This window comes from Cohnella sp. AR92 (assembly GCF_003990975.1).
GTDB lineage: Bacteria > Bacillota > Bacilli > Paenibacillales > Paenibacillaceae > Cohnella.
Genome location: NZ_RZJR01000002.1, coordinates 255,530 through 279,592, shown reverse-complemented (window position 1 = coordinate 279,592; position 24,063 = coordinate 255,530). Strand labels below are relative to the sequence as shown.

General features: G+C 58.1%; 19 protein-coding genes. 18 read left to right on the top strand and 1 reads right to left on the bottom strand.

Features of this window, described 5'->3' with window-relative positions; translation table 11 throughout:
• Positions 1-173: 173 nt before the first annotated feature.
• The 12 genes from spoIIP to ELR57_RS03605 all read left to right on the top strand — a co-directional run bounded on the left by spoIIP (position 174) and on the right by ELR57_RS03605 (position 15,328).
• Positions 174-1,460, top strand: a complete 1,287-nt coding sequence (gene spoIIP, locus ELR57_RS03660) for a stage II sporulation protein P (RefSeq protein WP_126957364.1) — start codon at positions 174-176, stop codon at positions 1,458-1,460.
• Positions 1,461-1,473: 13 nt separating this feature from the next.
• Positions 1,474-1,857: a DUF3679 domain-containing protein gene (locus ELR57_RS03655; protein ID WP_126957362.1), complete on the top strand. Its 384-nt coding sequence runs from the start codon at positions 1,474-1,476 to the stop codon at positions 1,855-1,857.
• A gap of 427 nt (positions 1,858-2,284) precedes the next feature.
• A complete protein-coding gene (locus ELR57_RS03650; protein ID WP_126957360.1) occupies positions 2,285-4,222 on the top strand; it encodes an endonuclease MutS2 in 1,938 nt (645 codons plus the stop codon).
• A gap of 107 nt (positions 4,223-4,329) precedes the next feature.
• Positions 4,330-6,144 (top strand): translation elongation factor 4, encoded by a 1,815-nt coding sequence (gene lepA / locus ELR57_RS03645; RefSeq protein ID WP_126957358.1) that lies wholly within the window; start codon positions 4,330-4,332, stop codon positions 6,142-6,144.
• Positions 6,145-6,226: 82 nt separating this feature from the next.
• The gene (hemW, locus tag ELR57_RS03640) at positions 6,227-7,420 is read left to right on the top strand and encodes a radical SAM family heme chaperone HemW (protein WP_238162388.1); all 1,194 of its coding nucleotides are present in this window, start codon (positions 6,227-6,229) and stop codon (positions 7,418-7,420) included.
• A gap of 1,161 nt (positions 7,421-8,581) precedes the next feature.
• Positions 8,582-9,058: an N-acetyltransferase gene (locus ELR57_RS03635; RefSeq protein ID WP_126957822.1), complete on the top strand. Its 477-nt coding sequence runs from the start codon at positions 8,582-8,584 to the stop codon at positions 9,056-9,058.
• Positions 9,059-9,201: 143 nt separating this feature from the next.
• Positions 9,202-10,227, top strand: coding sequence for a heat-inducible transcriptional repressor HrcA (gene hrcA / locus ELR57_RS03630; RefSeq protein ID WP_126957356.1), 1,026 nt, complete (start codon positions 9,202-9,204; stop codon positions 10,225-10,227).
• Between the two features lie 66 nt (positions 10,228-10,293).
• Positions 10,294-10,866: a nucleotide exchange factor GrpE gene (gene grpE, locus ELR57_RS03625; RefSeq protein ID WP_192896518.1), complete on the top strand. Its 573-nt coding sequence runs from the start codon at positions 10,294-10,296 to the stop codon at positions 10,864-10,866.
• A 48-nt stretch (positions 10,867-10,914) separates the two neighbouring features.
• Positions 10,915-12,759: a molecular chaperone DnaK gene (gene dnaK, locus ELR57_RS03620; protein WP_126957354.1), complete on the top strand. Its 1,845-nt coding sequence runs from the start codon at positions 10,915-10,917 to the stop codon at positions 12,757-12,759.
• Between the two features lie 202 nt (positions 12,760-12,961).
• Positions 12,962-14,089, top strand: coding sequence for a molecular chaperone DnaJ (dnaJ, locus tag ELR57_RS03615; protein ID WP_126957352.1), 1,128 nt, complete (start codon positions 12,962-12,964; stop codon positions 14,087-14,089).
• A gap of 723 nt (positions 14,090-14,812) precedes the next feature.
• Positions 14,813-14,995, top strand: a complete 183-nt coding sequence (locus ELR57_RS03610; protein WP_126957350.1) for a YfhD family protein — start codon at positions 14,813-14,815, stop codon at positions 14,993-14,995.
• Positions 14,996-14,998: 3 nt separating this feature from the next.
• The gene (locus ELR57_RS03605; RefSeq protein ID WP_126957348.1) at positions 14,999-15,328 is read left to right on the top strand and encodes a hypothetical protein; all 330 of its coding nucleotides are present in this window, start codon (positions 14,999-15,001) and stop codon (positions 15,326-15,328) included.
• Positions 15,329-15,352: 24 nt separating this feature from the next.
• Here ELR57_RS03605 and ELR57_RS03600 read toward each other — a convergent pair whose 3' ends face one another.
• Positions 15,353-16,747: an alpha/beta hydrolase gene (locus tag ELR57_RS03600; protein ID WP_126957346.1), complete on the bottom strand. Its 1,395-nt coding sequence runs from the start codon at positions 16,745-16,747 to the stop codon at positions 15,353-15,355.
• A 207-nt stretch (positions 16,748-16,954) separates the two neighbouring features.
• Here ELR57_RS03600 and ELR57_RS03595 point away from each other — a divergent pair, with 207 nt between their 5' ends.
• From ELR57_RS03595 to mtaB, 6 genes are all read left to right on the top strand, one after another.
• Positions 16,955-18,658 carry a putative bifunctional diguanylate cyclase/phosphodiesterase gene (locus tag ELR57_RS03595; protein ID WP_158629920.1) on the top strand — a complete coding sequence of 568 codons (1,704 nt, stop codon included), beginning with the start codon at positions 16,955-16,957 and terminating at the stop codon, positions 18,656-18,658.
• Complete coding sequence (locus tag ELR57_RS03590; RefSeq protein ID WP_126957342.1) at positions 18,655-20,001, top strand: globin-coupled sensor protein; 1,347 nt, start codon at positions 18,655-18,657, stop codon at positions 19,999-20,001. Before ELR57_RS03595 ends, ELR57_RS03590 begins: the two co-directional genes overlap by 4 nt.
• A 134-nt stretch (positions 20,002-20,135) precedes the next feature.
• Positions 20,136-21,125 carry a 50S ribosomal protein L11 methyltransferase gene (prmA, locus tag ELR57_RS03585; RefSeq protein ID WP_126957340.1) on the top strand — a complete coding sequence of 330 codons (990 nt, stop codon included), beginning with the start codon at positions 20,136-20,138 and terminating at the stop codon, positions 21,123-21,125.
• The gene (locus tag ELR57_RS03580) at positions 21,122-21,835 is read left to right on the top strand and encodes a site-2 protease family protein (RefSeq protein WP_126957338.1); all 714 of its coding nucleotides are present in this window, start codon (positions 21,122-21,124) and stop codon (positions 21,833-21,835) included. The genes prmA and ELR57_RS03580 overlap by 4 nt, the downstream gene beginning before the upstream one ends.
• A gap of 63 nt (positions 21,836-21,898) precedes the next feature.
• Positions 21,899-22,672, top strand: coding sequence for a 16S rRNA (uracil(1498)-N(3))-methyltransferase (locus tag ELR57_RS03575; RefSeq protein ID WP_126957336.1), 774 nt, complete (start codon positions 21,899-21,901; stop codon positions 22,670-22,672).
• 6 nt (positions 22,673-22,678) lie between these two features.
• Positions 22,679-24,028 carry a tRNA (N(6)-L-threonylcarbamoyladenosine(37)-C(2))-methylthiotransferase MtaB gene (gene mtaB, locus ELR57_RS03570; RefSeq protein ID WP_126957334.1) on the top strand — a complete coding sequence of 450 codons (1,350 nt, stop codon included), beginning with the start codon at positions 22,679-22,681 and terminating at the stop codon, positions 24,026-24,028.
• The last annotated feature ends 35 nt before the right edge of the window (positions 24,029-24,063 follow it).

Genomic DNA, 24,063 nt, shown 5'->3' with positions numbered 1-24,063 from the left:
GAATAGAATGACCTGAATAGCGCACCCCTTAAGCCGATTTATCCGGCTTAGGGGGTGCGTTTTTTGGCATAAGTCCCCGTATCCCGTTCTATCAGATTGCTTTCTCTCATACACTTCACTAGCAAGAGAAATGATAGAGAGACTCCTGTCACCGGGATTCTGGGGAGGCAATCATGAGAAGAATCGTCGTCGTCCGCCGCAAACGTCCTGGCCGCAGTCCCCGCCGCATTCTTGCAACCGGCAAAGCCTTCCTTTATCTAAGCTTCGGTTCGATGATCGTCTTCCTTCTCCTCGGGCTCGGCGGAATCGCCCAGAATTCTCTGGCTTCGAGCCCCGTGCAGTCCATGAAGGGCTTGGCGGCTTCCTTATCCAGCAATCTGTTCTCCTCGCTGCTAGGCATGGAGCTGCCGCACATGGCGAAACAGGAAGAAGGCTCCTCTTTCTCCGCTCAGCGGACGGCTTCCTTCCTGGTCCGTTTCCTGACCGATCTGAATCCGGACGACCCGAAGAGCTTGCTGGAGCTGGGAATGCCGGGAATCGACCAGGATAAAATGGTGCTGCTGCGCCCGGGGTCGGGAGGCCATGCCGATGACGATCTGATCGATCACGATCCCGAGATTGCGGTAGAAGACGCCCCGGGCGTCGAATCGGACCCGAAGGAGGGCGGCGATCCCGATGCTCCCGCTGCCAGCGAGGAGAATCCTCCGGCAACGCCCTCCCCGAACCCCGCCGAATCGGGAGCGCCGGACGAAGGGACAAAAACCCCCGTTACGGACAACGCCGCCGAACGCAAAGTCGTCTTTGTCTATCATTCGCACAATCGGGAATCCTACTATCCAGAGCTCAAAGACGGAGCCAAGCTGGCCGAATCGGGAACGACGAACGTCACGAAGGTCGGCGAGAGGCTCGCGAGCCAGCTGGAGAAGCTGGGAGTAGGCGCCGCGCACTCCGAAGCGGATTACATGACCGCCGTGAAGGATTACAATTACAATTTTTCTTATAAATACTCTCTAGCAACCGTGAAGGAAGCGATGGCCGTTAACAAGGGGCTGCAGATGTTCTTCGATATCCATCGCGACGACCAGAAGCGCGGGAAGACAACGACGACGATCAAGGGCAAAGACTACGCGCAGGTGTTCTTCGTCATTGGGCTGCGCAATCCGAATTGGAAGAAGAACGAGGCATTCGCCAATAAGATTAACGAGGCGCTGGAGAAGGATTATCCGACGCTCTCCCGAGGGATCTTGGGCAAGAACAGCAAGACCGGCGTCGGCGTCAATGGGGAGTACAACCAATCGGTATCGCCGGACAGCGTGCTGATCGAGATCGGCGGCGTGGACAACACGCTGGAGGAATGCTATCGCACGGCCGACGCGCTGGCGAAGGTCATCTCCGAGATTTATTGGGAGAAGCAGGACGCGGTTCAGGTAAGCGGCCATGCCGATAAGGCGGCAAACTAAAGGAGGGCTTGCGGTGAGCAAGGATCTGATCAAGCTGTTGGTCGTCGCGGGAGCGATTTTGTTTGCCGTCATGTTCGGCATGGAGCTGGCGAGCAGCGGAATCCATGAGGTATACGGTCCGCTCGATAACGGCGGCTCCGCCGTGAGCGGGACCGTCCGGGACGATCCGGAGAGCGGAAGATACGGCAACGAGCCTCGGGGAATCTCCTATGAGGAGAGCAAGGATGACGCGAAAAAAGCGGATGCCGGCCAAGAGGGGACGGAGGCGGCGATTCCGAGGCTCGATCACACTCCGATGGTCGACCAATTGGCGGGGAAGACCGCGGATGCCTTGCAGAGCGTCTCCAGAGGCGGGATTCACTTCCTCGTGAACCTGTTCAGCAAGACGACGGAGTAAAGCTCTCCGAGCGTTATGCCCGGGCGTTATGCGGATTGACATTCGCGGTGGGAATATCTACAATAGCCTTATCTGCTTAACTAAAGGGGCAATTTTGATGTTGGTACTGGTTCTGAACTGATCAATTGGATAAACCGTTCATCCGATTAGGAATTTCTTGTCTGCATCCCGCAGTCTGATTTCCTATGCCGCGATGACGGTTCTGATTGCCAGTGAAGAACCGGTCTAGCTCGCTCCTGCCGTTAAGGCAACGTTCGGGACGAAACCGTGCTCATTCGGACACGGTTTTTTGCGCTTTCATACGGCCGTATGAGGCTTGTTTGAGCGCATCTCCCGATGGTTGCGGATAGGGCCGCGCGCTTCGCCGATCTGGCGATGCCGCGGCTTTTTTGCTTTTTAATCCGAGGAAAAGATGGAGGATCGTCCCATGAGAGAGCATTCCCTAATGAAGTTAGAGTATCACCGAGCTTTGGAGACCGTGAGGCAATACATCGCGACTTATCCCGGCAGGGAGCTTGCCGATCGTCTGAAGCCTTCCGACGACCTGGCGCTGATCCAAGCCCGAATGGCGGAGACAGAGGAAGCGAGAAAGCTGCTGTCCAGAGGCGCGCAGCCGCCGCTGCCGTCGCTGGAAGGCATGGAGGAGACGATGGCGCTGCTCGGAACCGGATATATTCTATCCGAACAGCAGTTGGGCTTCGTCGCCCAATTCATTCGCAGCTGCGGCCAGTTAAAGAAGTTTATGGAGTCGAAGTCGTATGAAGCGTCTACGGTCGCTTCATACTCGGCTTCCATGTATGAGCTTAAGGAGCTGCTTCGCGCCATCGAGGCCAGCGTCGACCGCGGCCGCATCGTCGACGGGGCCAGCGCGGAGCTCGGCAAGATCCGCAAGCGGATCCGCATCGCGGAAGACAAGCTGCATCGCAAGCTGGAGGCCATCATGACGAAGCATTCCTCGCATCTGCAGGAGAGGCTGGTCAGCCAGCGCAACGGCAGATTCGTGCTTCCGATTAAGAAGGAGTACCGCAAGTTTATTCGGGGAACGGTGCTTGACGAGTCGTCCAGCGGCCAGACGGTGTTCGTCGAGCCGGAAGAAGCCGGCGTGCTGCAGCAAGAGCTCGGGCTGCTTCGTTCGGAAGAGAACCGAGAGGAGCTTCGCATTCTGGCCGCGTTGACGGAAGAGGCGGAGAGCTGCCGGCAAGAGCTTTCTATTAATATTGAGACGGTCGGCCACTACGACCTGTTGATCGCGAAAGCGAAGTGGGCTCTGGCGATCGACGGGCGTCCCGTTCAACTGAATGAGGAAGGGATCATCGAGCTGAGAGGAGCCCGGCATCCTTTCCTCGGAGCGAATGCCGTTCCGCTGACGTTGACGGTAGGAGCCGACTATCGGTCGCTGCTTATTACCGGCCCGAATACGGGGGGCAAGACGCTTTCCCTGAAGACGGTCGGGCTGCTGACCCTGATGGCCCAGACGGGGCTGCTCGTTCCGGCGGAAGAAGGCAGCAGGCTGTCCGTCTTCCGCCGGGTCGAAGCGGATATCGGAGACGACCAGAACCTGGACCGCTCGCTCAGCACCTTTTCGGCGCATCTGACCAACCTAATAGACATCCTGAAGACGGCTTCCCGTTCTTCGCTCGTTCTGCTCGACGAGCTGGCGACGGGGACCGATCCGGGCGAAGGGGTCGGCTTGTCGATCGCGGTGCTGGAAGAGCTCCATCGCCGGGGAAGCGTCGTGCTGGCCACGACTCATTTTAACGAGATCAAGCAATTCGCCAAGGTCACGCCCGGCTTCCGCAACGCAAGAATGGCGTTCGACGAGGAGACGCTTCGCCCGCTTTATCGGCTCGACATGGGGGAAGCGGGGGACAGCTATGCGTTCGTCATCGCAAGGAAGCTCGGAGTGGAGAACAACATTATCCTTCGGGCCCGCGAGATTGCGGAAAGGCTGCAGTCCGGCAGAGGCAAGCCGGATGAGGAGGCCTTGTTCGAAGGGGCCGATCTCTCCGTTGCGGAGGGGGAGGCGCGTGTCAAGAAGAGCAAGGTTAAGGAAGCCGATGTTGAACGGGGGAACGAAGAACCTACTCTCAGGATTGGAGATGTCGTCTGGATCGCCAGCCTGAACGCTTCCGGCGTCGTCTACAAACTGGCGGATGAACGCGGTCATCTGGTCGTCCAAGTTCGCGGCCAGAAGATCCGGATCAACCGGAAGCGCGTCAAGCCTTACATCGACAGCGCTCAGCTCTACCCGGACCAATACGATTTGGATATCGTGTTCGAGTCGGTGGAACGCCGGAAGCTTCGCAAGAAGATGAGCAAGCGGCATATCCAAGGGCAGCGGATCGAGACGCCTCCGGAAGCGTAGCCGGTGCCGACGCGGCAGCAGATGCGGAAGCACCGATTGATGACCGGCGAATCCATTGCTATAATAGATTGGATAGCCACATGATGGAGTTTTCGGTGGAGGTACTCATGGCAGATACAGAACGCAAGCAGAGCCATATTCGTAATTTTTGCATTATCGCGCATATCGACCATGGCAAATCAACATTGGCCGACCGCATTCTGGAATATACGGGGACGCTGACCTCCCGCGAGATGCAGGATCAAATCCTGGACTCGATGGATCTGGAACGGGAGCGCGGCATCACGATCAAGCTTCAGGCGGTCCGGCTTCAATACAAAGCCGATAACGGCGAGACGTATACGCTTCACCTGATCGATACGCCCGGACACGTCGACTTCACGTACGAGGTATCCCGAAGCCTTGCGGCCTGCGAAGGCGCTCTTCTGATCGTCGACGCCGCCCAAGGCATCGAAGCCCAGACGCTGGCGAACGTCTACCTGGCGCTGGACAACAACCTGGAGATCCTGCCGGTCATCAACAAGATCGACCTGCCGAGCGCGGAGCCGGAACGGGTAAAGCAAGAAGTAGAGGACGTCATCGGCCTCGACGCGAGCGAAGCGGTGCTCGCTTCCGCCAAGAACGGCATCGGGATCAAGGAGATTCTGGAGCAGGTCGTCCACAAGATTCCCGCCCCTCAAGGAGATATCGACGCGCCATTGAAGGCGCTGATCTTCGACTCGCATTATGACGCGTACAAGGGAGTCGTCTGCTACATCCGGGTCATCGACGGTCATATCCGTCCCGGCACGCCGATCAAGTTCATGGCGACGGGCGCCACGTTCGACGTGGTCGAGGTCGGCACGTTCAAGCCGCGGGCTACCGCCGTCGATATGCTCGGGCCGGGCGATGTCGGCTACGTGACCGCTTCGATCAAGAACGTGAAGGACACCCGGGTGGGCGATACCGTCACGAACGCGAAGAATCCGACCGCTACGCCGCTGTCCGGCTACAAGCGGATCAACCCGATGGTGTTCTGCGGCTTGTATCCGATCGATTCTTCGGATTACAACGACCTGCGCGACGCTCTGGAGAAGCTGGAGCTGAACGACGCATCCTTGCGGTTCGAGCCCGAGACGTCCCAGGCGCTCGGCTTCGGCTTCCGCTGCGGCTTCCTCGGCATGCTCCATATGGACGTCATTCAGGAGCGGATCGAACGCGAGTTCAACATCCCGCTGATCACGACGGCACCGAGCGTTATCTATAAGGTAACGCTCACGAACGGAGAGCAGCACGATATCTCGAACCCTTCCGAGTATCCGGATTCGAGCAAGCTGGACTTCGTCGAAGAGCCGTACGTCAAGGCTTCGATCATCGTGCCGAAGGATTACGTCGGAGCGATCATGGAGCTCTGCCAAGGCAAGCGCGGCGAATTCATCGACATGCAGTACCTGGACACGAACCGGGTCACGCTGAAGTACGATATTCCGCTCGCCGAGATCGTCTACGACTTCTTCGACCAATTGAAGTCGAGCACGAAGGGCTACGCGTCGTTCGACTACGAGCTCTCCGGCTACCGGCAGTCCAACCTCGTGAAGATGGACATTCTGCTGAACGGCGAGCAGGTCGACGCCTTGAGCTTCATCGTTCACCGGGACCGCGCCTACAACCGCGGACGGATTATCTGCGAGAAGCTCAAGGATCTCATTCCCCGCCAGATGTTCGAGGTGCCGATTCAAGCGGCGGTCGGACAGAAGATCATCTCGCGCGAGACGATCAAGGCGATGCGCAAGAACGTATTGGCGAAGTGCTACGGCGGCGACATCTCGCGTAAGCGCAAGCTGCTCGAGAAGCAGAAGGAAGGCAAGAAGCGCATGAAGCAGGTCGGCAACGTCGAAGTTCCGCAGGAAGCCTTCATGGCGGTCCTGAAGATAGACGAATAGCAGCATTAGTCGAGGATGAACCGGGCGACCGGTTCATCCCTGTTATATGGAGGAAGAACGATAAGGAGAGGAGGGGAAAAGATTGTCCGAAGAGATTATCGCCGCTAAGAAGCCGGCGGTTCACGGATGGACGCCTCGCGCGCTGTATATCCACATCCCCTTTTGCACGAATAAGTGCTTCTACTGCGACTTCAATTCTTATGTCGTAGAAGGGCAGCCTGTAGACGCCTATCTGGACGCATTGGAACGGGAGATGGAGCTGACGGTCAAGGCGCTGCCTCCCGAGACGATCCGCAAGGTGTTCGTCGGAGGCGGAACGCCGACGGTGCTGAACCCGGTTCAGATGAAGCGATTCCTGGACTCGGTCGCCCGCCACTTCCAAGTTGCGGCGGATGCGGAATTCACGATGGAGGCGAACCCGGGAACGACCGATCTGGAGAAGCTGACGGCCATGCGGGAAGGCGGAGTCAACCGGATAAGCTTCGGCGCGCAGTCGTTCGACAACGAGCTGCTGAAGGCGATCGGGCGAATTCACGAGGCGGACGACGTCATTCGCAGCATCGAGAACGCCCGCAAGGCGGGCTTCTCGAATCTGTCCATCGACCTGATGTTCGGATTGCCTCGTCAGACGCTTAAGCATCTGGCGGACAGCGTGACGACGGCGCTTCAGCTCGACCTGCCGCATTACTCGCTGTACAGCCTCAAGGTCGAGGAGAACACCCTCTTCCATCGGCTGTACGAGCGGGGCGAGCTTCCGCTGCCGGAAGAGGAGCTCGAAGTCGAGATGTACCAGCATCTGCGCGATAGGCTGGGCGCGGCGGGCTATACGCAATATGAGATCAGCAACTTCGCGAAGCCGGGGCACGAAAGCCGGCATAACTCGACCTATTGGCACAACGAGCCGTATTACGGTCTCGGCGCCGGCGCTCATGGCTACGCGCTCGGAACGCGGCACATGAACATCAAGGGCGTGCAAGCCTACATCGACGCGGCGGCCGCCGGGCTTCCGCGCAAGGATGCGAACGAAGTCAGCGTTCGCGAAGCGATGGAAGACTTCATGATGGTCGGCCTGCGCTTGCTGGATGGCGTGCGGGAGGCCGACTTCAAGCGCCAGTTCGACGGCGCGGAACTGGAGGCCGTCTTCGGCGCCGAACTGGCGAAGCTGAGCGGCCAAGGGCTGCTCGAGCGGTTCGGCGAAGGCGACTCGGCAGGCTGGCGCCTGACCGAGCGCGGCATTCCGCTGGGCAACGAAGTGTTCGGCGCTTTCTTGGCGTAGCCTATAGGCAGCGCGGGGGATTCCCTGCGCTGCCTTTCTGTTTGGGTATGCTCTTGATTGCGGAGGGGTCGACACATCAGCGGAAAGATCGTCTCATCGGAGACTAACTCCGAGTTGTCGCCGAGCTGAAGCGCCGAGATAGTCTCAACCGAGACTAACTACGCACCATAGCCGAGCTGAAGCGCCGAGATCGTCTCAACCGAGACTAACTTCGCACCGTAGCCGAGTTGACGCACCGAGATAGTCTCAACCGGGACTAACTTCGCACCGCAGCCGAGCTGAAGCGCCGAGATAGTCTCAACCGAGACTAACTTCGCACCGTAGCCGAGTTGACGCACCGAGATAGTCTCAACCGGGACTAACTTCGCACCGCAGCCGAGCTGAAGCGCCGAGATAGTCTCAACCGAGACTAACTTCGCACCGCAGCCAAGATGAAGGCTCATTTCGCCGTCGCTACAGTACCTCGTCTGCTGACATCAGTTGAAACGAATTTATTCAACGGTAGAGGTGTGGTGACCGAGATATTGCTGCATAGCAAAATCAAGGCGAGTAAAGGTGCTATGGTGGCATGAGATCGTGCTGTGTGGCAACATCTCGGCGAGTAAAGGACCTATGGAGGTTTGAGATAGTGCTGTACGGCAACATCTAGGCGAGTAAAGGTTCTGCGGAGGCTTGAGATAGTGCTGTACGGCAACATCTAGGCGAGTAAAGGTGCTATGGAGGCATGGGATAGTGCCGTACGGCAATATCAAGGCGAGTAAAGGTTCTGTCGTGCCCAGAGATCGTGCCGTAGGTCATCATTCGGCGATCAAAAACACTGAGGTAACCCGAGATAACGTTGTACGGCAACGTCGCGCGTTCGCAGTGGCTGCTGCTTTTCTCTCTATTAAAGGTTGGACAACGTGGCCTGTGCAGAGGAACGGTAAAGTGTGCGCCAATCCGCTCTGATGGTTTGCGATCCACAGACAAATACTCACTTACTGTAAAGCATTTATGCATAAAAGAGGTGCAGTCAATTGGCTCCGGAAGCCGAACGAGCACGCCCGCTATAGCCTCCAAATAAAGTTGATAAAAAACACTATTGAGTTTTAATTCGGTGTGTTGTATATTTATTCACATCGATAATTTTTGGAATGACAGAAAGAAGGGATAGGCGTGAACATGACCATAACGTGCCGCAAGGCTCTTCCCGCAGACGTTGAAGCCTTGCACGAGCTCATCCAAGGATACGCTGCCAAGGGGATCATGCTTCCGCGATCCAGAGAGGCGCTTCTGCGCCATATCGATTCTTTCTTTGTCGCCGAGGAAGGCGGCAAGCTGATCGGCTGCGGTTCCTTGTTCCGCCTTGGCGCCGATCTGGTCGAGATCCGTTCGCTCGGCATGGCCGAAGGCTACAAAGGCAAAGGCCTCGGAACGATGATCGTGAACGCGTTGATCGAGGAAGCGCGCGCGATGAAGATCCCGAAGATCATGGCGCTTACCTATGCGGTCGATTTCTTCCTTAAGAACGATTTTAAAGTGGTTGACAAGGAGATTTTCCCGGAGAAAGTATGGACGGATTGCGTGCACTGCAGCAAGCAGCAATGCTGCGACGAGATCGCCGTCGTGCGCATGCTGGACGAATCCAATGCTTCTTAACCGATAATAGACCCTATCTACGCAGACAAAAGCCAAACCGTACGGATCGTTCTTGACACGACCGGAACGGTTTGGTATTTTTGTAGTAGCGATTAGCACTCGTCAGGTATGAGTGCTAACGAATCGAAGGAGGGAAAGCGAGAATGCTGACCGAACGCCAGAGAATGATCTTGAATGCAATCGTTGACGATTATATCCGTTCTGCTGAGCCGGTTGGTTCTCGCAGCATCTCGAAGCGGGCGGATGTCACGTTTAGTCCGGCTACGATTCGGAATGAGATGGCCGACCTGGAGGAGCTGGGATTGCTGGAGCAGCCCCATACGTCCGCGGGCCGCGTCCCCTCGATCAAAGGCTATCGTTATTACGTCGACCACCTGATTCAATTGGGCGGGATCGGCGAGCAAGACATGCGCAAGATCCGGGGCTTCTTCGCCGAGAAGATGAACCTGTGGGAAGAAGTGATTGACCACACCGCGACGATCCTGTCGCAGTTGACCAATTACACCTCCATCGTCCTTGGACCGGAGACGTTCCAGGCGACGCTGAAGCACTTCCAGCTGGTACCGATCAACGAGTCGTCGGCCGTCGCGATTATCGTGACGAGCACCGGGCACGTCGAGCATCGAACCGTGACCATTCCGGAAGGAATCGGCATGGACGATATTCAGAAGATCGTGAACATGCTAAACCACAAGCTGAGCGGGGTTCCGTTCGTTAAGGTGAAGTCGGTGCTCCACAGCGAGATCGGCAAGGAGCTTGGCCGAATCGTCGACAGCTGCGAGCAAATCCTCAACGTATTGGAGACGGCGCTGGCCGAAGGGGCGGAGCCGAGGGTGTTCCTCAGCGGCGCCACCAATATTCTGACCCAGCCGGAGTTCCAGGACACGGGCAAAGTGAAGAATATTCTCGATATGCTGGATGAGACGCCGAAGCTGCTTCAGCTTTTCAACTCGGTTCCAGAAGGCATTCAGGTCAGAATCGGGACGGAAAATGCGGTTGAGGCTATTAACCAGTGCAGCTTGATTACGGCGACCTTCTCCTTTGAAGGGCAGTCCCTTGGATCGATCGGCATTCTCGGACCGACCCGGATGGATTACGTGAAGGTGATGAGCCTGTTGGATTATTTGTCCAAGGATATGTCGTTATGGTACGCCAAACGCCACAAGTGAAGCCCGTATAGCCCGACTTGTCCAGTGGTACGGTAAGGAGGTGATCCCTGCGTGAGCAGTCCAGAAATGAAGGAGCACGAAGAGATGGCACAAGAACGCGAGAACGCTGCCGAGGAGATCGTCCAAGAGGCGACCGAGGAGCAAGCGGAAGTTACGCAAGAGAACGAGACTGAGGCCGTCATTCAGGAAGATCCTCGCCTCGAGGAGCTCCGCAAGCAAGCGGAAGAAGCGAACGGTCGATATTTGCGCGCACAGGCGGACTTCGATAACTATCGCCGCCGTACGCTTAAAGAAAAGGAAGAACTGGCTCAATACGCTTCGGTCAAGCTGATCGAATCGCTTCTGCCAGTTATCGATAATTTCGGAAGAGCGCTGGCGACCAGCGGCGAGTCCGCCGACAGCCAATCGTTCTCGAAGGGCGTCGATATGATTTATCGCCAGCTATGGCAAGTGCTGGATGGAGAAGGACTGAAGGCGATGGACCCTGTCGGTCAGCCTTTCGATCCGGAATACCATCAAGCGATCATGCAAGTCGAGTCCGACGAGTACGAGGAAGGCACCGTCGTCGAGGTCGTGCAGTCCGGTTACATTCTAAAGGACAAAGTCATTCGCCCCGCGATGGTTAAAGTCAGCGGGTAACGATAGCATCAACATTCACGTTCACATTGCGAGAAGGAGCTGTTTAATATGAGTAAGGTAATCGGCATTGACTTGGGCACCACGAACTCATGCGTAGCGGTAATGGAGGGCGGCGAAGCCGTCGTTATTCCGAATCCGGAAGGTAACCGCACGACCCCTTCGGTCGTCGGCTTCAAGAAAGACGGCGAGCGCACGATCGGCGAGACGGCGAAGCGCCAAGCGATCACCAACCCGGACCGCACGATCATCTCGATCAAGCGCCACATGGGAACGAACCATAAAGAGCACATCGACGGCAAGGACTACACGCCGCAAGAGATCTCCGCAATCATCCTGCAGAAGCTCAAAGCCGATGCTGAAGCTTATCTTGGCCAACCGGTTACCCAAGCGGTCATCACGGTTCCGGCATACTTTAACGACAGCCAGCGCCAAGCGACCAAGGATGCAGGAAGCATCGCCGGTCTCGAGGTTCTCCGTATCGTCAACGAACCGACTGCTGCGGCGCTTGCTTACGGTTTTGAGAAGCAAGAAGACCAAACGATCCTCGTCTTCGACCTTGGCGGCGGTACGTTCGACGTCAGCATTCTGGAGCTGGGCGACGGCTTCTTCGAAGTAAAAGCAACGAGCGGCGATAACCACCTCGGCGGCGACGACTTCGACCAAGCGATCATGGAATGGCTGTCCGGCGAATTCAAGAAAGAACACGGCATTGACCTGCTGAAGGACAAAGCGGCTGTTCAACGCTTGAAGGACGCGGCCGAGAAGGCGAAGAAGGAACTGTCCGGCGTCGTCTCCACGACGATCTCCCTTCCGTTCATCACGATGGTCGACGGCGTTCCGCAGCACTTGGAACTGACGCTGACCCGCGCGAAGTTCGACGAACTGACCGCTTCCCTGGTAGAACGCACGATGGCTCCGACTCGCCAAGCGATGTCCGACGCAGGCTTGTCCGCTTCGCAGATCGACAAGATCGTTCTGGTCGGCGGTTCCACACGTATTCCTGCCGTTCAAGAGGCGATCAAGAAGCTGACGGGCAAAGAGCCGCACAAGGGCGTTAACCCGGACGAAGTCGTCGCTCTCGGCGCCGCTGTCCAAGCGGGCGTACTGACCGGCGAAGTCAAGGACGTTGTCCTTCTCGACGTCACTCCGCTGTCCCTCGGTATCGAAACGGCTGGCGGCGTCATGACGAAGATGATCGACCGCAACACGACGATCCCAACTAGCAAGTCCCAAGTGTTCTCCACGTACGCGGACAACCAAACGCAGGTAGAGATTCACGTCCTGCAAGGCGAACGCGCAATGGCGAAGGACAACAAGACGCTCGGCCGCTTCATCCTGAGCGACATTCCGCCGGCTCCTCGCGGCATTCCGCAGATCGAAGTTTCCTTCGACCTTGACGCGAACGGCATCGTGAACGTATCCGCTCTCGACAAAGGAACGGGTAAGAGCCAGAAGATTACGATCACTTCTTCCAGCGGCCTCAGCAAAGAAGAGATCGAGCGCATGCAGAAGGAAGCCGAACTTCATGCCGACGAAGACGCGAAGCGCCGCGAGCTGATCGAAGCGAAGAACTCCGGCGACCAGCTAATCTATACGGTTGAGAAGACGATTAAGGATCTCGGCGACAAGGTTGACGCCGGCGAGATTTCCCAGGCGGAATCGGCCAAGGAAGCTCTCAAGAAGGCGCTGGAAGGCGAGAACCTCGACGAGATCAAGTCGGCAACCGAATCCCTGACGGAGATCGTGCAACAGCTGTCCGTCAAGCTCTATGAGCAAGCGCAAGCCGCGCAAGGCGCCCCAGGCGCAGAAGCCGCTTCCGACGCGGGAGCAGCGCCGAAGAAGGACAATGTCGTCGACGCCGACTACGAAGTCGTGGACGAAGACAAGAAATAAGCGGTTTGTATCGATAACGAAAGTCAAAGCAGCTTCTTAAGCCGGTTTGCCGTCTCGGTCCTCTTCCGTTAGCCTTGCAGGGCGCGCTTGTCATTCCGAATGATGCTCGGGATCAAGCCGCGGGCCTGCAGGCAGATGAGGAACCGGGGGCGCATTCGACGGCCGGGAAGCCGGCTTTGACTTTCCTCATGGAGGTGGGGAAGTGGCCGACAAGAAAGATTTTTACGAGGTGCTAGGCGTAGGCCGGAACGCCTCTGCGGAAGAGATTAAGAAATCATACCGGGGCTTGGCCCGTAAATACCATCCCGATGTCAACAAGGAAGCGGACGCGGAACAGAAATTCAAGGAAGTCAAGGAAGCCTATGACGTCCTGAGCGACGACCAGAAGCGCGCGCGTTACGATCAGTACGGCCATGAGGATCCGATGGCCGGCTTCGGAGGCGGCGGAGGCGGAGCGGACTTCGGAGGCGGGTTCGGGGACATCTTCGACATGTTCTTCGGGGGAGGCGGCAATCGCCGCGATCCGAACGCGCCGCAGCGCGGGAACGACCTCCAGTACACGATGACGATCGAGTTCAAGGAAGCCGTCTTCGGCAAGGAGACCGACATCACCATTCCGCGCACCGAGACGTGCGACACCTGTCACGGCAACGGAGCGAAGCCGGGCACCAAGGTCGATACTTGCTCGGTCTGCCACGGCACCGGCCAGCAGGAAGTGGCGCAGAATACGCCATTCGGCCGAATCGTCAACCGCCGGGCTTGCTCGAACTGCGGCGGACGCGGCAAGATCATCCGCGAGCGCTGCACGACCTGCAGCGGCAGCGGCCAAGTGAAGCGCCAACGGAAGATTCACGTGAAGATTCCGGCCGGCGTGGACGACGGCTCGCAGCTGCGCGTAAGCGGAGAGGGCGAAGCGGGCGTGCGCGGCGGTCCGAACGGCGACCTCTATCTGGTGCTTCGCGTCAAAGCTCACGATTTCTTCGAACGGGAAGGGGACGACATCTATTGCGAGGTTCCGCTGACGTTCGCGCAAGCGGCGCTTGGCGACGAGATCGAGATCCCGACCTTGACGGAGAAGGTAAAGCTGAAGATTCCGAGCGGCACGCAGACCGGAACGTTCTTCCGCCTGAAGGGCAAAGGCGTGCCGAAGCTTCGCGGCTACGGCCAAGGGGATCAGCACGTCAAGGTGACGGTCGTTACCCCGACGCAGCTGAACGACGAGCAGAAGGAACTGCTGCGCCAATTCGCCGCCAAGAGCGGCGAGGAAGCCAGCAACGAGCATCATGAATCGATTTTCGATCGCATGAAGAAAGCGTTCCGCGGCGAATAGAGCGAACGCTCATCGAAGCCGGATCGACCCTTAGGCGGAAGCCCGAGGCGCGATCCGGCTTTTTATCGGAGCCTGTCTTTCCACGACAATTCGTAACGGATATTTGAGACCTTTAGAGACGCGGATTGGCGACTTTTGGATTTTAAAGGATCTGACAGCCCTTATTTTTATAATAATGCCACTTGCCAAGGCTAAAACATAAAAATAACGTCGCTCAGTTCCGTAAGAATTCAAAACGACCCTTTTTCGATCAAATAAGGGCTGTCAGTTCCGTAAGCCGCAGCCTCAGGCCACAGCTGTAAGCCGTAGCGGTAGACACGACACAGAGCCGCAATCCGCATGCAGTCGCAACCCGCAGCCGCGAGCCGTAAACCGCAAGTCACAGCCGCAGCCGCGAGCCGAAGCCGTAAGCCGCAGCCTCAGGCACAGCTGTAAGTCGTAGCCAAGAGCCGAGCAGTAACTGATAAGAAAAGCAACTGTCAATGATAGCTAAACTCCACGTTTACGCGCGATAAGCAGCCGTTCCATGCTCTTTATAGGCGCTTATTATGAAATTCCATGCCCTTATAAGGCAGGCAATGCAGACATGCCGGCTAGGCAGGGCGCTTACAGTTCCCAAGTTGCCGCACCTCTCCATTCCATGCATGATTTCCTCTCCTTCGGCGCAACCTAACGAATCATCGGCATCGTTAGAACTGCCGCTATTCGAGGAGGCTAATCGGAATGAAGGAAAGCACTTATCGACAGCAAGGAAGCTCCGGCGAGGCAGGAGCCTCTTCTTCCTTGCCGACCGCAAAGGCGGAGGACGTGGAGTTCTCCAGCGAGCTCGCGGACGAGGAAGACCGCGTCGCCCAGAAGCGCGCCGCAGAAGCGGACAAGCGCGCGGCCAGCTACGAGGGGGACTAACCCGTGGACATGCTATCCCTTCAGGCGAGCTTCAGCACGCAGGAGCAGGCCGAGGAAGCGGTTCGCAAGCTCGCCTCCCTTCGGGCCAATCGTTTCCGGATGGAGAGGGCGACAGGAGGAATCGACTTCGGCTCCAAGCTGTCCGGCGCCGATTCCAGCTTGAGCGAGCTGTCCGCCTCGCTGCTCGGCGATTCCCGAATGGAAGCGGCGAACGAGCTCGGGACGACAACCGGCGAAGAGAACCCGGCGTTCAACCTAACCGTCGACGTGCCATCCGAAGCGATGGAGAAGGCTCGCAAGGTTATCTCCCAAGCAGGAGGCCAGTGTCATTAAAGGATAAACGCTTCGCTGCTGCCCTCACGGGCTGCAGCGAAGCGTTTTTATTGGGTCGCCCAAGCCTTTCTCTTTCTTCGGCCTGTTCAACCGTTCGTAATAATCGACGGCTTTGTCATAGAAACGCTCTTCCTCCGGGTACAAGCCGACAACGGTCTCGAGCACCCGAATCGCCCGATCCCATTCCCCTCTCTCCTCCAGAAAACCGTCGATCCACTCGATCAGCTCCAACAGCTCGTTTTCCAGCTTCATTTTCAGATGGGTGACCCATTCGTCATAGAATCCGTGCAGCAGCGTTCGAGGCGTCTGCCGAAGCAGCCGAACGATAGACTCGCACTTCCTCTCCTCATCCCGTTCCGACAGCGTATCGGCCATTTGGTCCGAGTATTCAAGCAGGTCGCAGCGAACGGCCCCGCACAATCGGATGCTGTCGCGATCCGTCTGTAGGAACGGATAGTCGGAATAGCGGGCTAGCAGCTTGCGAAGGTGGGACAGGCTGACCCTGAGAAGGTTGCGCGCGTTGTCGGGCGAGGCTTCGGGCCACAACTCGTCGCAGATCTGCTCCCTCATGGGAGAGCGATGGAAGACGAGATAGAGCAGCAACCGCTTGACGTTCCGCTGGCTGAGGCCCTCCCGGATCGGTTCGCCGTCGATCGAGACGTGGAAGTTGTCCATGACCCGAACGGTTAACTCGTGCTTGGAGCCTCTTCTAAGCTCGGCATTCCTGAACGCGCTAAGCACCTGCTCTTTCCATGCATCGGGCGCATTCCTATGCTCGATCGCGCGCGTAGTTCGATCCTTCAGCGTCGAGAGAAAGTGAAGGATCAATCTCGCGGACAGGCGGGGCCTCTCGGCGATGACGTTGCGCGTGGAACGCGGAACCGTGAACAGCGTGCAATCGGGAAGGAAGCTTAGCGTCGGCCCATGATGCGCGACCGGCATCGTCGGATCGGCGTCGCCCGCCAGAATCAGCACGGGATGCCGCACTTCCTTGAACCGGTAAACGGGAAAGGCCGATTGACGGTCGCCTGCGATCGCGTCATGAATCGGATCCCAAGAGATCAGCACGAGGGATGCGACTTTATCGGGATGAAGCAAGGAGAACCGGATCGCAAGCTCCGCTCCGGTCCCGAAGCCGACCAGATGGGCTAACGGGGTATTCGAGGCGGTCAGGAAGCTCGCCAGATCGGCGCCCCATTCGTTCCACTCCTGTTCCGGCGTCGGCTTGGTGCTCAAGGAGAACTTATCGAATAACAGAAGCTGATAATGGTCGCGGAGCAAGGGCAGGCAGTCGTTCCAGACGTTCGGCGCGCCGTCCATGCCGGAGATCAGGGCGACGGTCTCGCGCACCGGGGGAAACGGGGGACGGAGGCGAGAACCGTCGAGCGAGGAACCGTCGGAAGTATTCGATTGCTTCATCGATGCGTCAACCTTTCCTTGTTCGGCTGTTAACGATACTGTAATGCACGATTTAGTAAAATAATGACAATGATCGACAAGAGCGTCTGTGATTATACTCACAACGCATCTCCAGCGCGCCGCGGAGAAGGGGAGAAGGGTTCGGACGGAAGTTGGCGTTGCCGTCTCCCGCTCTTCTGCCGCAGGCCCATAATCGAGGTGAATCCCTTGGCTAGAAATCCGGATGCGAGCGGATGGGAGCTGGCGTCCAAGGCGCTCGAGAACATCCGCGAGGGCGTTATCGTAACCGACCGGGAGGCGTCCATCGTCTGGGTGAATTCCTCCTTCACCCGAATGACGGGCTACGAGCAGAAGGATGTCATCGGAAGAAAACCGAACGTTCTGCAATCGGGCATGCACGACAAAACCTTCTACCGAACGATGTGGAGTCAATTGACGGACAATGGGTTCTGGGAAGGGGAGATCTGGAACAGCAAGAAGAACGGCGAGATTTTCCTGGAATGGATCAAGATCTCGGCAATCGTGGATGACCGGAAACGGCCGACGAATTACGTTGCCGTCTTCTCCGATATTACGGACCGCAAGATGACGGAGCGCAAGCTGGAATGGCTGGCCAATTACGATATGCTGACCGGACTCCCTAACCGGAGATTGTTCCGGGCCCGGCTCTCCCATCTGATGATGCGACCGGAAGAGGAGCGGGCGGGGAAGCACTTGCTGTTCATCGACCTGGACGGCTTTAAATGGAAAAACGACCGGTACGGACATTCCATGGGGGATCAATTGTTAAGGAGCGCGGCGGAGAGATTAAAGCAGCGGATCGGCGAGCTCGGAACCGTCTATCGTTACGGAGGAGACGAATTCACGGTTCTGCTGGAGCAGCCGATGGAGGAGCGCGAGCTGCTCGAATGGGCGGACGCCTTGCTGGAATCGTTCCGGGAGCCTCTGGAGGCGAAGGGCTCGGACATGCTTATCTCGCTCAGCATCGGAATCAAGCCTCTGCGGAATACTCCGCCGGAGACGGATGCGGATTCCTTGATCAAGCTGGCGGACTATGCGATGTATCAGGCCAAGGCGGGAGGAGGGGATCGATGGTTCGTCTACGAGAACGACGCATTGGAACCGATGCAGGAACGAGCCCGGTTGGAAGGAGAATTGCGCGAAGCGTTGGAGCAAGCGCAATTCGTGCTGCACTACCAGCCTAAGTTCAAGCTTCCCGACAGGCAGCTCGGAGGCTTCGAAGCGCTGATTCGCTGGAACCATCCGAAGCGAGGCCTGCTTCCCCCGGGGCAATTCATCCCTCTCGCGGAAGAGACCGGGCTAATCGTTCCGATCGGCGAGTGGGTCATCGAACGCGTAGCCGCCCAATTGGCCGAATGGAGCGCGCTAGGCTATGAGCTCGTCCCCGTGTCGGTGAACATCTCGGCCTTGCACCTTCAGCGCAGCAGCCTAACGGATCGAATCCGCGGCGTTCTGGCGAGGAGAGGCGTTCCGGCCAAGCTTCTGCAGCTCGAGGTGACGGAGAGCGCGGTCATGCAAGAGATCGATTCCGTCGTTGCCGTTCTTCTGGAGCTGAGGGAGCTCGGGATCGGTCTCGCCATCGATGATTTCGGGACCGGCTATTCCTCGCTGGGCCGCTTGGCCAGCTTGCCGGTGGATACGCTTAAGATCGACAAATCGTTCATTCAATTGTTGGACAAGAACGCTCGATCGCCGATCGTCACCGCCATCGTCAAGCTGGCGCACGAGATGAACCTGAGCGTCGTCGCCGAGGGAGTCGAGAACGAGACCCAATTGGGCTTCTTGAACAATCTTCGCTGCGAGCTCGTGCAAGGCTTCCTGTTCAGCCGTCCTCTGGAGGCCGCGGCGATCGAAGGCCACTATTGGAAAAGGAAAGGGAGATCAGAGTGAGCAAGCCGATGCCGAGCTTCAAACGCAGGTGGACGAGGTTCGCAGGCAGGCCGGAGGATTCGCAGGATACGCTCTCTTCCTCCGAAACGGACAGGATCCCGGAGGAGCCTCTTCCAATCGGGATTGAGGATCCCGTTCTTCGGAAGCAATTGGCGATGATCGGTCTCGGCGCTGCCGATCTCGAATCGCTTCGAAGGTGGAAGCCGGTCGTGGAGAAGAACGCGGCCCGCATCGTCGGGGAGTTCTACAAGGCGGTCTTGGAGGTCGGGAGCCTGCAAGACATCATTCATTCCCACAGCACGATGGACCGGCTGACAGCGACGCTTGTCCGGCACGTGGCGGAGATCTTCGACGGTCGGATCGACGAGGGCTACGTCGGCAAAAGGTCGATGATCGCCAAGGTGCATCTGCGAATCGGACTGGAACCGAAATGGTATATTGCCGCCTTCCAGAGGCTGCAGGAAGCTATCCTCGACGTTCTGTCCGAGCATCCGGGAGCCCCTCGCGAATACGCGGCCGCAAGCCGAGCCGTCGCGAAAGTTCTGAATCTGGAGCAGCAGCTCGTGCTGGAGGCCTACGAGAAAGAATACCAGCAGCAGAAGGAGCTTCAATACCAGAGAGTCAAGCACGAGGTGAAGACCCAGATTCTCGGCGTCAGCACGGAGCTCGCCGCTCTGACCGAGCAAACGAGCGCCTCCGTACAAGAGCTGCTGGCTAGCAGTCAGGAGGTGAACCTAGCGGTGGAAACCAGCGCCTCCAAATCGGAGTCGACCATGGAGATGTCGATGGACGGGAAGCGAAGGATACAAGACCTGGAAGGCGTCATCGCGGCGATCCATCGAAAGCTGGAGGGGATGGAAGCCGCCCTCAATAAGCTGAGCAGCTCCTCCGCTTCGATCAGCCGCATGACGGATCTCGTCCGGGAGATCGCCAATCAGACGAACATCCTCTCTTTGAACGCTTCCATAGAAGCCGCGCGGGCAGGCGTTCACGGACGCGGCTTCACGGTCGTCGCCGGCGAAGTGAAGAAGCTTGCCGACGAGACGAGGGAATCCGTTCGAATGATCGCGGCTTGCGTGACGGATTCCGTCCGCCAGACCGGCGAGGTCATCGACGGGATTATCGAGATCAAGGGCATGATGGAGGAAGGAACGCTGATGTCCGCGGAGACGAGGAGAGCCTTCGAGACGATCGTTCGCTCCATGGCGCTCAGCATCGGCGAGATTACGGGCGCGAGAACCCGGATGAACGAGCTGGTCGCCGCGATCGAGGAGATCGGAGACGCTTCCGGCAAGGTGGCGGCGTCCGCGGAGTCTTTGAACGATACGGCAAGTCATTTCTAATCGATAGAAGCCCAACCCTAAGCAGGCGCCTCGTTCGGCGTCTTTTTTTTGCGTCCGGGGAAACGTTGCGTGTATAATGAAGGTCATCACAGGCGCGTTAGGCGCTTTTTAGAGTTTGCGGGGAGGAACATAAGTTGCGTTGGTTCGAAATGACCGTGTTTGCGACGGAGCCGTCTCAAGAGATGGTTGCTTATTATTTGACCGAGCTGGGAGCGGCCGGGGTATCGATCGAGGAATCGTGGTCTCCGGACAAGCCGAGAGATACCTCTCTTGGGCAATGGTACGACAAGCCCTTGAACGATATTCCCGCCGGCTATGCCTATATCAAAGGGTATTTCTCGGAGGATGCCGACATGGAGCTCATAAGCTCCGAGATGATCGAGCACCTCAAGGGATTGCCGGAATTTGGCTACGACGCCGGGGACTACAAGGTAAGCTACGACGCGGTAGACGAAGAAGATTGGGCCCACGCTTGGAAAAAATACTTCAAGCCGATCGCCGTATCCGAGCGGTTGACCATCAAGCCGACATGGGAGGAGTACGAAGCCAGACCGGATGAGCTCATTATCGAGCTGGATCCGGGAATGGCGTTCGGAACGGGCACTCACCCGACGACCGCTCTCTGCTTGCGCACGCTGGAAGGCGCCATCAACCCGGGAGACAACGTCATCGACGTGGGAACGGGCTCCGGCATTCTGGCCATCGGCGCGATCAAGCTGGGCGCGGATCGAGTTCTTGCGCTCGATCTAGATCCGGTTGCGGTATCGAGCGCGACGGAGAACGTCAAGCTGAACGGACTTTCGGATCGAATCGAAGTCCGCCTCAGCGACCTGCTCGGCGTGCTGCAGGACAGCGCGAAGGAAGGCGGCGAGGTGCGAAGCGTTCGTCCTCCGGTCGATCTGGTCGTGGCGAACATTCTCGCGGAGATCATCCTGCTGTTCATCGGCGACGTCTATGACGTGCTGAAGCCCGGCGGCATCTATATCGCGAGCGGCATTTATAAGAACAAAGAGGATGACGTAGCGGCCGCCTTGCAGGCCGCAGGCTTCGAGATTATCGACCGGGTCCGCCAGGAGGATTGGATCGCCTTCGTATCCGGCAAGCCGAAGGGTGATGGAGAATGAACTTTCTCGCCTATCCTCTGGAGCACATGCCCTTCGTCATCGTGACGATGCTGGCCGCTTTTACGATACACGAATTCGCGCATGCTTGGACCGCCTGGAAGTTCGGGGACACGACCGCTTACGAGCAGGGTCGGGTCACGCTTAATCCGGCGGCCCACATCGATTGGATCGGCGTGATCTTCCTGCTGCTGGCCGGCTTCGGTTGGGCGAAGCCCGTCCCGGTTCGCAGAAGCCGGTTCCGCCAGCCGCGGCTGATGAGCGTTCTCGTCACCGCGGCCGGTCCGGTCAGCAACCTGCTGCTTGCTTTTCTCGGACTTGTCGTCATCTATGCTCTCGTCAGCATGGGCGCGTTGACGAATCCGTCCGACGCGGTGCGGGAGAACGTCTCTATCTTTATGGCTTACTGGATTCATATCAACGTCATTCTATTCCTGTTCAACTTGATCCCTCTGCCGCCGCTGGACGGCTATCGAATCGTCGAAGAGTTCGCGTCCGTCAAGCTGAGGGTTCGAATGGCGCAGAACGAGCAATGGGGCATTTTCATCTTTATTCTGCTGTGCTTCATTCCGCCGCTTCGCGACGTCACGATCGATCCGCTGTTCTCGCTCGCTCTGCCGATCGTCGAGGGCATGCACGAGCTTGTGGGCTCGATTTTCGGCCATCATGCGGACCATTCGATCATCCCGAGCTTGTACGGGTGGCGTTACTGAAGGCTGGCAGGCCATTCATAAGAATAGTAGGAAAACGATACGTCCATCTGGAGGAGCAAGGGTATGCAGCGTTATTTTGTCAGTCCGGAGCAGGTCGGTTCGGATAGCGTCTATCTCGAAGGAGAAGACGCCCGCCATCTGGCTGCGGTGATGAGAGCCCGTCCGGGCGAGGAGTTCATCGCCTGCGACGGCTCGGGCACCGAGGTGCTGGCGAAGATCGAGACGATCGAGCAAGGAAGAATCTCGGCCGCGATCGTCGAACGGAGGACGTCTCTCGCGGAGATGAGCTGGCGGGTGACGGTCGCCCAGAGCCTGCCGAAAGGCGATAAGCTCGAGACCGTCATCCAGAAGGGGACAGAGGCGGGAGCCGCTTCCTTCCAGCCGTTCCTGTCCCAGCGGACGGTCGTCCAGTACGACGAGCGCAAGGAAGCGAAACGGCTGGAACGGTGGCGCAAGATCGCCAAGGAAGCGGCGGAACAAGCTCACCGGGGAATCGTGCCGGAGGTCGCCGCCGTCTGCTCGTGGAAGTCGCTCGTCGCCGGCATGGCTCGATTCGATCTGACATTGATATGCTATGAAGAAGAGGGAAGGCGCGGGACGGGACTTCGAACCGCGCTCGCCTCGTTTCAAGAACGATTCGCCAAGGATTCGGGCAAGGCTCCGAGCGTCCTGCTGATCGTAGGGCCGGAAGGCGGCTTCGATCCGCGCGAGGTGGAGCAGGCTGCCGAAGCGGGAGCGGTCGCCGTCGGCTTGGGCCGGCGCATTCTGCGCACGGAGACCGCCGCGCTCGTCGCGCTGGCTTGCATCGCTTACGAATCCGGGGAACTGGGAGGTTGAAGAACGATGCCTTCGGTGGCATTTTACACACTAGGTTGCAAGGTTAACTTCTACGATACGGAAGCGATGTGGCAGCTGTTCAAGAAGGACGGCTACGAACAGGTCGACTTCGAGACGACGACCGCGGACGTTTACGTCATCAACACATGCACCGTCACGAACACGGGCGACAAGAAGAGCCGGCAGATCATCCGCAGGGCCGTTCGCCGCAATCCGGACGCCGTTATCGCGGTTACGGGCTGCTATGCGCAGACGTCGCCGGCGGAGATCATGGCGATTCCCGGCGTCGACCTGGTCGTCGGCACGCAGGACCGCGACAAGCTGATGTCCTTCATCGAAGAGATTCAGCGGGACCGGAAGCCGGTCAACGCGGTGCGCAACATCATGAAGACGCGTCAGTTCGAGGAATTGGACGTTCCCGCTTTCGCCGACCGGACGAGGGCGTTCCTGAAGATCCAGGAAGGCTGCAACAACTTCTGCACCTTCTGCATCATTCCTTGGTCCCGCGGCCTGTCCCGCAGCCGAGCGCCCGAGAGCGTGCTCGAACAAGCGAGGCAGCTCGTGGCGGCAGGCTATCAGGAGATCGTCTTGACCGGCATCCATACCGGAGGCTACGGCGACGATCTGGAAGGGTACCGGCTTGCGAACCTGCTGGCCGACTTGGATCGGATCGAAGGGCTGGAGAGAATCCGCATCAGCTCCATCGAAGCGAGCCAGATCGACGACGAGATGATCCGGGTGCTCAACAGCTCGAAGAAAATGTGCCGCCATCTGCACATCCCGCTTCAGGCCGGCGACGACGCGATCCTGAAGAGAATGCGCCGCAAGTACACGACGGCGGAGTTCGAAGAGAAGATCGCCCGGATCAAGGAAGCGATGCCGGGCGTCGCGATCACGACCGACGTGATCGTCGGCTTCCCGGGTGAGACGGAAGAGCAGTACGAGAACGGCTACCGCTTCATGGAACGCATCGGTTTCTCCGAGATGCATGTATTCCCTTACTCCAAGCGCACCGGAACGCCGGCTTCGCGCATGGACGATCAGGTCGACGAAGAGGTCAAGCATGCCCGCGTCCATGCGCTGATCGAGCTGTCGGAGAAGCTGCAGGCCGAATACAGCCGCAACTGGGTCGGCCAAGTGCTGGAGGTCATTCCGGAGCGCGTTACGAAGCGCGAGGACGGCTCGGTCTGGCTCGCCGGCTATTCCGACAATTATTTGTCGGTCGAGTTCGCCGGCGACGAATCCATGTACCGCAAGCGGTGCAGCGTTCGGGTGACCGCCAGCGGCGTGAACGAGAACCAAGGAGAGCTTCTGGCCGTGCTGAGCGACGTGCGGCCGATGGCTATGCAAGCTTAGAAGACATGTTGTCGGCGAGAGATTTCATAACGGCG

What these genes read in the sequence shown, in the direction of transcription:
- spoIIP (WP_126957364.1), top strand. Translation starts at nt 174, where the DNA reads ATGAGAAGAATCGTCGTCGTCCGCCGCAAACGTCCTGGCCGCAGTCCC.
- ELR57_RS03650 (WP_126957360.1), top strand. Translation starts at nt 2,285, where the DNA reads ATGAGAGAGCATTCCCTAATGAAGTTAGAGTATCACCGAGCTTTGGAG.
- lepA (WP_126957358.1), top strand. Translation starts at nt 4,330, where the DNA reads ATGGCAGATACAGAACGCAAGCAGAGCCATATTCGTAATTTTTGCATT.
- ELR57_RS03635 (WP_126957822.1), top strand. Translation starts at nt 8,582, where the DNA reads ATGACCATAACGTGCCGCAAGGCTCTTCCCGCAGACGTTGAAGCCTTG.
- hrcA (WP_126957356.1), top strand. Translation starts at nt 9,202, where the DNA reads ATGCTGACCGAACGCCAGAGAATGATCTTGAATGCAATCGTTGACGAT.
- grpE (WP_192896518.1), top strand. Translation starts at nt 10,294, where the DNA reads ATGAAGGAGCACGAAGAGATGGCACAAGAACGCGAGAACGCTGCCGAG.
- dnaK (WP_126957354.1), top strand. Translation starts at nt 10,915, where the DNA reads ATGAGTAAGGTAATCGGCATTGACTTGGGCACCACGAACTCATGCGTA.
- ELR57_RS03610 (WP_126957350.1), top strand. Translation starts at nt 14,813, where the DNA reads ATGAAGGAAAGCACTTATCGACAGCAAGGAAGCTCCGGCGAGGCAGGA.
- ELR57_RS03600 (WP_126957346.1), bottom strand. Translation starts at nt 16,747, where the DNA reads ATGAAGCAATCGAATACTTCCGACGGTTCCTCGCTCGACGGTTCTCGC.
- ELR57_RS03580 (WP_126957338.1), top strand. Translation starts at nt 21,122, where the DNA reads ATGAACTTTCTCGCCTATCCTCTGGAGCACATGCCCTTCGTCATCGTG.
- ELR57_RS03575 (WP_126957336.1), top strand. Translation starts at nt 21,899, where the DNA reads ATGCAGCGTTATTTTGTCAGTCCGGAGCAGGTCGGTTCGGATAGCGTC.
- mtaB (WP_126957334.1), top strand. Translation starts at nt 22,679, where the DNA reads ATGCCTTCGGTGGCATTTTACACACTAGGTTGCAAGGTTAACTTCTAC.